At 34.4% G+C, this 1,430-nt stretch carries 3 protein-coding genes; all 3 read right to left on the minus strand.

Going from position 1 to position 1,430, the window contains the following annotated elements; genetic code table 11:
- Nucleotides 1-299 (minus strand): hypothetical protein (locus tag JCM16496_RS23150; RefSeq protein WP_025836428.1); only part of this gene is annotated, 299 nt, incomplete at its 3' end.
- A gap of 2 nt (nt 300-301) precedes the next feature.
- The gene (locus JCM16496_RS22865) at nt 302-463 is read right to left on the minus strand and encodes a hypothetical protein (protein WP_159102493.1); all 162 of its coding nucleotides are present in this window, start codon (nt 461-463) and stop codon (nt 302-304) included.
- 166 nt (nt 464-629) lie between these two features.
- A partial coding sequence (locus tag JCM16496_RS24480; protein WP_025836429.1) for an RHS repeat domain-containing protein occupies nt 630-1,430 on the minus strand: 801 nt, incomplete at its 5' end.

The following is a 1,430-nucleotide window of genomic DNA, read 5'->3' on the forward strand; positions in this document are numbered from 1 at the left end:
TTCTTTATTTTTAATATAAAATAGAATAAAAACATTATAAAAACCTCGGAGAGTACACCTGGTAAATATAGAAAACCTATCATTATATCAAAATTAAAACGCCAAAACATAAAGAAAATAGTAGAAAGAGAGACAGCAAGTACCAATTGCAGACAACAATATAATAATGTCGTTTTAAGATTAAGCCTCAATTTCAACAATAATAAAAAGAACACAACCGTTCCTAAAACAAACGTTATTGATCCTACAAATAATTCAACTGAAAATAAATCTCCTAAAGATATACTTTGACTTTCCATATCTATTCAATTTTAACTTGTCTCTTTTTAGGATCATAATTTAGTGACTTAAAATTATCTTGATACTCTTTAACTATGCTATTAGGTCTTGGATCTATAATTACTGGTGCCTTATCTTTTACAGATGGATCTTGTTTCAAAACATCAGCTGCAAAAAGTTCCACAATTATTATTCCTTAATGAATACTCTTTTCTCTTTGGATTAGAGTTCTCTGCTTATTTTTGATTCTGCATAAGTTTTCATTTCTTCAAATTTATCACTTTCAATATATGCTCCTTCTATTCTCCCACCATGTCCTGCTTGTTCAGATATTACTGATAAGGTTTTATTTAATGATTCAAATGTAGCTTTTTATCTTGCCCCATTTTTACATCTGGAACAGCGAATGTTCTGACAATTCCTTTCCCCTCTTTATCATATCTACCATATTCGTAATATTTAGTCACTCCTGTTTTATTATCAATTAGCAATACTCCAGCATGACCTAAATTTCCAATCTTACCAATAGGAGTTGATATTTTATAATCGGGGAAAGCAATATAAATACCATCTTTCCCGTTAGGGTCTATACAATTTATAGGATTACTATAACAATAAGTATACAAACTTTCTGAATAATGCTTCTCCGCCAGCGGGTCCACCGTCGTAAACCGTCCCAGCGCAGCATCATAATGCCTTGCCCCATAATCATACCAGTTCAGCCCTTTCTTCGCATCAAATTCCTTACCATTATACTTATAAGGCTGAACACTATTGCTACTTGCAAAGACACCGCCGAAAGGATAGTAATGATTCGTTTCCTCCACCGTGCCGCTCTGGTTGATGACTACACGGTTGTTCCCCTGATGGTCCTTCAGGTAATAATGATACTTCTTGTCATTCAAAGTAACGTAACCCGCTTCCGTCAACAACAGTTTTTGTAGTCCATTCTCATAGATCACGTTTCCGCAATAGTCCGTTGTGGTGGTAGCTGCTCCTATCTTATGCACGGTTTTCAGCTTTGTACCATCGGCCGCGTAAGTATAAGTAAACGTGCTACCGTCACTGAACGTTACTGCACTAGGCAAATTTAAACAATTATACGACATATTGCTAATTCCCTTGTTTAAATCTTTAGTTAAATTACCATT

Origin of the sequence: Bacteroides rodentium JCM 16496, from assembly GCF_000614125.1 — a bacterium.
Taxonomy (GTDB): domain Bacteria; phylum Bacteroidota; class Bacteroidia; order Bacteroidales; family Bacteroidaceae; genus Bacteroides; species Bacteroides rodentium.